Annotated in this window: 1 protein-coding gene and 1 riboswitch; the gene reads left to right on the forward strand. The window is 72.8% G+C overall.

Annotated features, from left to right (window positions below; genetic code table 11):
- Positions 1–811 (forward strand): glycosyltransferase (locus AC1DWF_RS32465; RefSeq protein WP_476842631.1); only part of this gene is annotated, 811 nt, incomplete at its 5' end.
- 95 nt (positions 812–906) lie between these two features.
- Positions 907–1012: riboswitch (SAM-I-IV-variant riboswitch) on the forward strand.
- The last annotated feature ends 40 nt before the right edge of the window (positions 1013–1052 follow it).

Raw genomic sequence — 1052 nt, forward strand, 5'->3', positions numbered from 1 at the left:
CACCAGCACCGCCGCGCACGGCATCGCCGAGACCGTGCGGGGGCCCCTCTTCCGCGCCGGCTACTACGTGCAGGACTACGAGCCGCTCTTCCACGCGGAGGGCAGCATGGAGCACGGCATGGCGCTCGCGAGCTTCTCCCTGCTGCCCAACTGCTCCTACTTCGCCAAATCGCGCTGGATCGCCGACATGGTGCAGGCCTCGCACGGCCATGGCGCCGAGATGGTGGTGCCGAGCATCGACCACGGGCTCTACCACCCGTCCCGCCGCACCGAAGCCGCGGCGTTGCGCGTCGTCGCCATGGTGCGGCCGAGCACGCCGCGCCGCGCGCCGCCGCGCACGCTGCGCCTGCTCGGCCGTCTCGCCGCCGGCGAGTTCGGACCGGTGGATGCGATCGGCTTCGGGGCCTCGGCCGAGGATCTCGCCGCGCTCGGCATGGAGTGCCCGCAGGGCGTGACCCTGATGGGCCCGCTGAGGGAGGCCGGCGTCGCGGATCTCCTGCGCGAGGCCGAGGCCTTCCTCGATCTCTCGGACTACCAGGCCTTCGGGCGGACCTCGGCCGAGGCCATGGCCTGCGGCTGCCTGGCGCTGGCGCCCCGGCTCGGCGGCTCCGCGGACTTCATCGAAGACGGGGTGAACGGCTTCCTCGCGGACACCACCGACGAGGCGACGGTGGACGCCGCGCTGCGGCGGCTGCTCGCGCTCTCCGAGGGCGAGCGGCGGAGTATGCGCCTCGCCGCCCTGGATGCGGTGGCGGGTTTCACCCCGGTCCGCGCCGCCATCTCCGAGCTACGGGCGCTGGGCCTGGTCTAGGTCTCACGCGTGGTTCAGACCTCCGGCGCCTTCGCGCCCTGGTCATCACGCTCGGGCGAGGGTGTTGCCAAGCGGCCGAGTGCCGATTAGGCATTGTGGCACATCAGGAGTTGGGCCGACGCCCGACGCCAACCTGCCTCCCGGGCAAGGTGGCGCTCCCGCAGGGAGGATGTGGCCGAACCGGCAACCAAACGGGTCCCAGCCACGGCGTCAGCTCCGCTCCGGTGCCACGGAGGACGCC

This window comes from Aminobacter sp. P4_D5 (genome assembly GCF_056401815.1).